This window comes from Anaerotignum faecicola (assembly GCA_024460105.1).
Classification (GTDB): domain Bacteria; phylum Bacillota; class Clostridia; order Lachnospirales; family Anaerotignaceae; genus JANFXS01.
The window spans coordinates 1-421 of sequence record JANFXS010000394.1 but is presented as its reverse complement, the minus strand read 5'-3'; the positions used below and the strand labels follow the sequence as shown (position 1 = coordinate 421).

Below are 421 nucleotides of genomic sequence, written 5' to 3'. Positions count from 1 at the left end.
ACCATGGCGGAGTAGGTGGTTCCTCCCTCATCCTTTAACGATACGGTGGGATTCTTCCACTTCACTTTTGTCTTGAAATTGACCGTAACCACCCCGTTCTCATAATCGACGTAATCAATCGTGATCTTCGCGTCTGACACCGGCACCTGTGCTTCCGTCGTCGGCGCCTCCGTCGTCATCTCCGGCAGGCCGGAAGGAACCGGAGCGGTCGTCTGCGGAACCGGGGCCGCTGTGGTCTGATTACCTGTCTCAGACTCAGATTCCTCCGCAGTCGTTGTCTCCTCTGTCGCCGCCTCTGTTGTAACGGGAACAGTCGTAACCGGCTGCGTGGTTGTCTGCGCCGCGGTCGTCATATCCTCACTCACGCCTGCATGGCCTCCGACTGCGTAGGAACGTTCCGTGATCTCCTTCGCAATCTCCT

Annotated in this window: 1 protein-coding gene; it reads right to left on the bottom strand. The window is 57.7% G+C overall.

All coding sequences use genetic code 11. The annotated features are described in order from the left end of the window. Positions 1 to 365: hypothetical protein (locus NE664_14540; GenBank protein ID MCQ4727853.1), on the bottom strand; the 365-nt coding region annotated here is incomplete at its 3' end. Positions 366 to 421: the final 56 nt, after the last annotated feature.